This window comes from Dactylosporangium sp. NPDC051087, from assembly GCF_055586325.1.
The window spans coordinates 81,709-88,240 of record NZ_JBVJIJ010000023.1; the positions used below are offsets into that span (position 1 = coordinate 81,709).

The 6,532-nt window shown below is 73.5% G+C and carries 7 protein-coding genes; 4 read left to right on the top strand and 3 right to left on the bottom strand.

Going from position 1 to position 6,532, the window contains the following annotated elements; translation table 11 throughout:
- Positions 1-259 precede the first annotated feature (259 nt).
- A complete protein-coding gene (locus tag ACZ6TV_RS37550) occupies positions 260-1,135 on the top strand; it encodes a diacylglycerol/lipid kinase family protein (RefSeq protein ID WP_465303054.1) in 876 nt (291 codons plus the stop codon).
- Positions 1,136-1,147: 12 nt separating this feature from the next.
- On the opposite strand, the gene ACZ6TV_RS37555 is transcribed toward ACZ6TV_RS37550, so the two are convergent.
- Positions 1,148-1,900 carry an endo alpha-1,4 polygalactosaminidase gene (locus ACZ6TV_RS37555; RefSeq protein ID WP_465303056.1) on the bottom strand — a complete coding sequence of 251 codons (753 nt, stop codon included), beginning with the start codon at positions 1,898-1,900 and terminating at the stop codon, positions 1,148-1,150.
- Positions 1,901-1,931: 31 nt separating this feature from the next.
- Here ACZ6TV_RS37555 and ACZ6TV_RS37560 point away from each other — a divergent pair, with 31 nt between their 5' ends.
- Together ACZ6TV_RS37560 and ACZ6TV_RS37565 are read left to right on the top strand one after the other, a co-directional pair.
- Entirely contained in the window at positions 1,932-2,732 is an 801-nt protein-coding gene (locus ACZ6TV_RS37560; protein WP_465303058.1) for a serine hydrolase, read from the top strand.
- A 3-nt stretch (positions 2,733-2,735) separates the two neighbouring features.
- Entirely contained in the window at positions 2,736-3,128 is a 393-nt protein-coding gene (locus ACZ6TV_RS37565; protein WP_465303060.1) for a MerR family transcriptional regulator, read from the top strand.
- A 285-nt stretch (positions 3,129-3,413) separates the two neighbouring features.
- Here the strand turns inward: ACZ6TV_RS37565 and ACZ6TV_RS37570 are convergent, their stop codons facing one another.
- Complete coding sequence (locus tag ACZ6TV_RS37570; RefSeq protein ID WP_465303062.1) at positions 3,414-4,436, bottom strand: LysR family transcriptional regulator; 1,023 nt, start codon at positions 4,434-4,436, stop codon at positions 3,414-3,416.
- Between the two features lie 70 nt (positions 4,437-4,506).
- Here ACZ6TV_RS37570 and ACZ6TV_RS37575 point away from each other — a divergent pair, with 70 nt between their 5' ends.
- Positions 4,507-5,238, top strand: a complete 732-nt coding sequence (locus ACZ6TV_RS37575) for an SDR family oxidoreductase (RefSeq protein WP_465303064.1) — start codon at positions 4,507-4,509, stop codon at positions 5,236-5,238.
- A gap of 25 nt (positions 5,239-5,263) precedes the next feature.
- Here the strand turns inward: ACZ6TV_RS37575 and ACZ6TV_RS37580 are convergent, their stop codons facing one another.
- Entirely contained in the window at positions 5,264-6,310 is a 1,047-nt protein-coding gene (locus ACZ6TV_RS37580) for a glycine betaine ABC transporter substrate-binding protein (RefSeq protein WP_465303066.1), read from the bottom strand.
- Positions 6,311-6,532: the final 222 nt, after the last annotated feature.

Consider the following 6,532-nt stretch of genomic DNA (forward strand, 5'->3'; position numbering starts at 1 on the left):
AGGGCGCGCTGCGGGTTGGGCGCGCTGCGGGTTGGGCGCGCTGCGGGTTGGGCGCGCTGCGGGTTGGGCGCGCTGCGGGTTGGGCGCGCTGCGGGTTGGGCGCGCTGCGGGTTGGGCGCGCTGCGGGCCGGGCACCCTGCGGGCCTGGCAGCTTGGCGCGCCCGCCAAGTGGGCGCCCTTGCGGGGCCTGCCCGCTTAGCGGGCGCGCCTTGCGGGCCTGGCCGCTTAGCGGGACGCGTCGGTGGGTACCGGGACGGGTGTGAATGTCGCTGTCATCGCACACTCCGGGAAGAGCATCGGTGGAGGGCTCGACGAGCTGCGCAGGGTCCTGACCGGCGCGGGCGTCGAGACCCCCGACTGGCGCGAGGTGCCCAAGAGCCGCAAGGCGCCGAAGCAGCTGCGCAAAGCGGTCGATCGGGGGGCGGACCTCGTGTTCGTGTGGGGTGGCGACGGCATGGTGCAGCGGTGCGTCGACACGCTCGCGGGGTCCGACGTGACCCTCGCGATCGTGCCCGCCGGGACCGCGAACCTGTTCGCCACCTCGCTCGGTGTTCCGCAGGACATCGCGGAGGCGGTCAGGATCGGGCTCGAAGGGCAGCGGCGGCGGTTCGACCTCGGGAAAGTGGGTGGCGAGCACTTCGCGGTCATGGCGGGTGCCGGGTTCGACGCGGCGATGATCGACGACGCGGACAGGGGGATGAAGAGCAGGGCGGGGAAGCTCGCGTACTTCGGCACCGCCGTGCGCCATGTCCGCGACGAACCCGTCGGGGTCAAGGTCGAGATCGACGGCGCCGAGTGGTTCGACGGGCCGGCGACGTGTGTGCTGCTGGGCAACATCGGCACCATTGCCGGGGGGATCGAGGCGTTCGACGAGGCGAGTCCGTTCGACGGGCGGCTCGAAGTGGGTGTGTCGACGGCCGAAGGGGCGCTGCAATGGGCGAGGACGCTCGGTCGGATGGCCTTTGGGCGTACCGACGGATCGCCGTTCGTGCGGGTGGCGAGCGCGCACAAGGTCAAGGTGCGGTTCGCGGAACCCGTGCTCCTCGAGCTCGACGGCGGGGCACGCACCAAGGTCCGCAAACTCAAGGCCCGTGCCGTCCCGGAGGCGATCACGATCGCGGTGCCGCAGGAGTAGCCGGGGGCGGGGTCAGCAGGTGGCGCGGAAGGCGTCCAGGCGCAGGTTCTTGCGGATCGAGCTGAGGCGGAGGGTCGCCGGTGCGGGGCACAGCGACGCCTTGTACTCGACGTGGAAGACGGGCTTGCCGGCGGCGACGAACGGGCGAAGCATCGAGCATTCCTTCCATTGCACGCACGACTCGTTGACGGCGAAGTCGAACGACGGTTGCAGTTCGGTGATCTGCTCCAGGTCGTTCTTCAACCCGACGGCCAGGCCCAGCGAGTGCGCGAGGTCCGCGACACGGCGGTTGAACAGCAGCTGGTCGGCGGCGGTCAGCGGGAAGCCGGTCGGGTTGGCGTAGCCGTCCATGTTGTCGGGGTCGACGGCGTCGAAACCCTTCGCCTTGCAGGTCGCGAACCGGGCGGCGAGGATCGGGCGCAGCGTGTCCCACCGGCGGATGTCGAGCCACTGCTCGCCCGCCCACCCGTCGAGGGCCTTGCCGCGCACAGCGGCCGGGAAGCGGGCGGCGTCGGTGCGCCAGTTCTCCCACGAGCCGGCGTCGACGTAGCAGAGCACCTTCCGGCCGGCCGCGTGCAACTGGGTGACCTGCGCCTTCGCCGAGTCGGCGCCGTCGATGTCGTACACGTCGGCGACGACGGACGTGTCCAGCTTGCCGGTGAACTGCATCTGCCACGTCGCGCCCGGGGCGGGTTTCCACCAGGTTGCGGCCGGGGCGGCGGCGGCCGGTAGCGTGGCGAGCACAACGGCGGCGAGTGCTGTCACGGCCACGAGCAAGGTGCGGGGGGTGTAACGCATGCCTCGCCATCGACCGGGCGTGGACTGGCCTGATCTGACGGTCCGGCGGAATGCGCCGACCGGTCAGGGGACAGACGGCGCCGTCCTCTGGTCCGTATGCGTCCGTGATCGCGCCGGTCAGGTGGTGTACGAGCACCAGCCCGACCTCGTCCTGTCCACAGCGAGTGTCGGCAAGCTGCTGCTGCTGATCGAGGTCGCCCGCGCCCTGCCGCCGGATCTGCCGTGCGACCGGCGGGACGTGCCGCCGGTCGCGGACTCCGGGCTGTGGCAGCACCTGCGCGCCGACGTGCTGCCCGCGCACGACCTGGCGGTGCTGGTCGCGTCGGTGAGCGACAACCTCGCGACCAACGTCCTGCTGCACCACGTGGGCCTCGACCGGGTCACGGCGCTCACCGCCGAGCTCGGCCTGACCGCGACGGCGTTGCACGACATGGTCCGTGACGTGCGGACGGCCGAGCACCCGGCGCGGCTGTCGTCCGGCAGCGCCGGCGAGCTGTCGCTGCTGCTGCACCGCCTGCCGGACGTCGACGGCGGCGACCGGGTCCTGGGCTGGATGCGCACGTCGGCGGACCTGTCGATGGTCGCGTCGGCGTTCGCCCTGGACCCGCTGTCGCACGCCGGCGTGACGCTGCGCAACAAGACCGGCACCGACGACGGGGTCCGCGCCGACGTCGGTGTCGCCGGTGGGTGTACGTACGCGGTCCTCGCCAACTGGGAGCCGGGCACGGTGCCGGTGGGTGAGGTGCTGGTGACCATGCGTGAGGTGGGCGATGGGATGCGTGCGCTCGTGGGAAAATGAGGCATGCCGTATTCGCCGCGGGAGACCGTTGAGAAGACCGGGTTCAGCCTCGACACGCTGCGCTACTACGAGCGCATCGGCCTGCTCGACGGCATCGACCGCACCGCCGGCGGCCAGCGCCTGTTCACCGACGACGACCTCGACTGGCTCGGCGTCCTGCGCTGCCTGCGCGACACGGGCATGCCGATCGCCAGGATGCGGCGCTACGCGGAGCTCGCCCGCGACGGCGACGTCACCTTCGCCGAGCGCGCCGAGCTGCTCGAGGAGCACGACCGGGACATCGAGCAGAAGATCGCCGACCTGCGCGAGGAGCAGACCCGGATCAAGGAGAAGATCGGCTGGTATCGCCGCGAGCTGGCCCGCATGGCCCCCGCGGACGCGCAGGCGCCGGCCTGACACGCGACCCCGCACCGAGCAGTGTCCATTGTGGACGCGCGGGCGCACCGGGGTCGCCGACGACGGCGACGCGGACGGCGGTGACCGCGGACGACGTGACCGTGGACGGGTGCGGCGGCGCGGCGATAAGCGTGGACGGCGATGACCGTTACGGGGTAGCTGTGGGGCGGTGACTGCGGACGGGTGGCTGTGGGCGATGATCGTGGACGGCGGTGACTGCAGGGCGGCGCCGTGGACGCGGCCGAGGACGGCGACTTCCGTGGACGGCGTGGTCGGTGGTGGGGTTCAGGGCACCGGGGTGGCGGTGAGGTCCAGGGCGCAGCGGATCAGGGTGGCCACGGCCTGGGAGCGGCTGTGCGGGGGCCAGGCGATGATCGTGGTCACCGGCGGGGCGTCCAGGACCGGGACGGCGACCAGGTCGTGATGCAGCTGGGACCGGCTGGACTCGGGCAGGGTGGCGATGACCATGCCGAGGGCGATCAGCTGGTACAGCTGCGTGCTGTCGCGCACCTCAGGCCCGGACGGACGGCCGTGCAGAAGGCTGGACGACGGGCCGGACGACGGGCTGGACGAACGGCCGGACGACGGGCTGGATGAACGGCCGGACGACGGCGCGGAAGAAGAGCCGGACGAAGAGCTGGACGAGCGGCCGTATACAGGGCCGGACGACGGGTCCGGTGAACGGCCGGACGGCGACGTGCGGGACTTGGGCCAGGTGGGGAACGGTTCGCCGGCCAGGTCGGCGGTCAGCAGGTGCGGGCGGCCCGCCAGGCGGTGGCCGGCGGGCAGGACCGCGACCTGGCCCTCGGTGTGCAGCTCCTCGGTGTCCAGGCCGGTCGGGTCGTCGAACGGCAGGTGCAGCAGCGCGACGTCGGCGCGGCCGTCGCGCAGGAGCCGTTCCTGCTCGCCGATGCCGCACAGGAGGACCTCGACGGTGACGGCGTCGGGGCCGGTGGCGGCGGGGGTGGCGGCGTACGCGGACAGCAGGGCGGGCAGCAGGTCGCCGGCCGCGCCGGACTTCGTGGCGAGGACGAGCCGGGCGGCGGGGTGGCCCGCGCGGCGGGTGCGGCGGTCGGCGGCGGCGACGGCGTCCAGGGCCGCGCGGCCCTCCCGGAGCAGGACCTCGCCCGCCGGGGTCAGGGCGACCGAGCGGCTGGTGCGTTCGAGGAGGGTGACGCCGAGGCGGCGCTCCAGCTGGCGGATCGCCCTGGACAGCGGCGGCTGGGCGATCCCGAGGCGGGTGGCGGCCCGGCCGAAGTGCAGCTCCTCGGCGACCGCGACGAAATACGCCAGCTCCCGCGTTTCCATACCGCTACGGTATCGGTCCTGACCGAGACGGTGTTGGCCGCGGTGGCCGGCGCGAACCAGCATCGAGGGCATGACCACAGCAACCGTCGCGCTGGTGACCGGCGCGAACAAGGGGATCGGCTTCGAGATCGCGGCGCGGCTCGGCGGGCTCGGCTGGACCGTCGGGGTCGGGGCGCGTGACGCGGAACGCCGGGAGGAGGCGGTGGCGAAGCTGCGGGCGGGCGGCGCGGACGCGTTCGGGGTGGCGCTGGACGTCACCGATCAGGCGAGCGTCGACGCCGCGGCGGCCGAGGTCGGGGCGCGGTACGGGCGGCTCGACGTGCTCGTCAACAACGCCGGGATCATCGGCGGCACGCCGCAGGAGCCGAGCACCGTCGACCTGGCCGTGGTGCACGCGGCCGTCGACACCAACGTGTACGGGGTGATCCGCGTGACGAACGCGCTCCTGCCGCTGCTGCGCAGGTCGGCGCGGCCACGGATCGTGAACATGTCCAGCTCCGTCGGGTCGTTCGCCGAGCAGACCGACGCCGGAGGGCCGCTGGGCGGGATGCCGCCGTCGGCCGCGTACGCGCCGTCGAAGGCCTTCCTGAACGCCGTCACCGTCCAGTACGCGAAGGAGCTCAGGGACACGGGTGTCCTGGTGAACCTCGGGTGCCCCGGTTACTGCGCCACCGACCTGAACCACCACAGCGGGTTCCGGACCGCGGCGCAGGGCGCGGAGATCGCGGTGCGGCTCGCGACCCTCCCGGACGACGGCCCGACCGGCGGCTTCTTCGACGACGAGGGCCCCGTCCGCTGGTGACCGCCCCTGAGACGACAAAGGCCGATCAGGCGAAGGCGGGGTCGGTGCTGGAGAGCAGGGCGAGGGACGCCGTGCCCTGGGTGAGGGCGGCACGGGCGGCGGCCCCCCGGTCCGGCAGCTGGGTGAAGGTGCCGGCGTTCAGGGCGTACACGTCGGCGAGCGACTGCCGGCACGGGTAGCCGGCGGGGCAGTCGGCCGGTACGGCCAGGACCGTGGCGGTGCCGGAGCAGGCGCGGGCGAACTCGTCCAGGCTCGTCACCCGGTGCCGCTCCGCGAAGGCCTTCGACACGGCGAACACGTCCTGCGACGCGGCCGGTGAGGTGGCGCCGAACGCGAGCCCCGCCTTGCCGCCGAGGAGCTCGAGCGTCGAGGTGTTGAAGTCGGCGGTGGCGAAGCGGTTCGGCAGGCCGTGCTCGGCGTCGTTGAGGAACGCGGCGTAGCTGCCGGCGTACTCGGGCGCGATGCTCACGGTGCCGGCGACCAGCGCGGCGTGCAGGCCGGCCCGGTCGTCGAAGAGCTGGATCACCGGCAGGTAGCCGGCCGCCTCGAGCGAGATCCGGTAGAGGTGCGCGACGACCTGCTGCTCCGGGAGCTTGGTGGTGCCGATCGTCATGCCGTACGTGAGCCGCAGGTCCACCTTCTTCGTCAGCCCGTTCGCGGCCGCGAACTCCTGGGCGGCGTCGGCGGGTGCGGCGCCGGCGTCGAGGCGCCGGTTGAGCCCGGCGAGCTTGCGGGTGTCGAGGGCCGCGGACACGAGGTCGAGCTGCCGCACGACGGTCCCGACCACCTGGGCCTTCCGCATGACCGGCACCAGGTTGTCGGCGCGCAGCGCGTGCCGGTCGTCGGTGAGCGGGACGAGCCCCTCGCCGGCCACCGGCGCGCATCCGGCACCGGCCGCCTGCTGCGGCTGGGAGCCGTCCTTGTCGTCGTCGCGGCTGATGGCGTACCCGACACCGGCCGCGACGAGGAGCACGACGACGGCGCTGACGAGCAGCGCCCGGAGCCGTCCCGCGGGCCGCCCCGCCGGAACGGGAGCGGGCGCAGGCGCGGGATCGGGTATCAGCTGGAACATCGGTCCGGCGGCCGCGGTCCGTGCCGTGGAAGCGGGTGCGGAGCCGGCAGGGCGCGCCGTCGATGCGAGTGCGGGGTCCGAGGGTTGTGCGGTGGGCGCCCCGTCCGCCGTTGCCGCGGGGGAGACCTGGCCCGGAACGGGGTCGGTCCGGTCGGACCCGGCCGGCCACGCCGCCGACGGCTCCGGCATCCCAGCCGCCGGCGGCCCCCCGGAGACAGACGT

What these genes read in the sequence shown, in the direction of transcription:
- ACZ6TV_RS37560 (WP_465303058.1), top strand. Translation starts at nt 1,932, where the DNA reads ATGCCTCGCCATCGACCGGGCGTGGACTGGCCTGATCTGACGGTCCGG.
- ACZ6TV_RS37575 (WP_465303064.1), top strand. Translation starts at nt 4,507, where the DNA reads ATGACCACAGCAACCGTCGCGCTGGTGACCGGCGCGAACAAGGGGATC.
- ACZ6TV_RS37565 (WP_465303060.1), top strand. Translation starts at nt 2,736, where the DNA reads ATGCCGTATTCGCCGCGGGAGACCGTTGAGAAGACCGGGTTCAGCCTC.
- ACZ6TV_RS37580 (WP_465303066.1), bottom strand. Translation starts at nt 6,310, where the DNA reads ATGTTCCAGCTGATACCCGATCCCGCGCCTGCGCCCGCTCCCGTTCCG.
- ACZ6TV_RS37570 (WP_465303062.1), bottom strand. Translation starts at nt 4,436, where the DNA reads ATGGAAACGCGGGAGCTGGCGTATTTCGTCGCGGTCGCCGAGGAGCTG.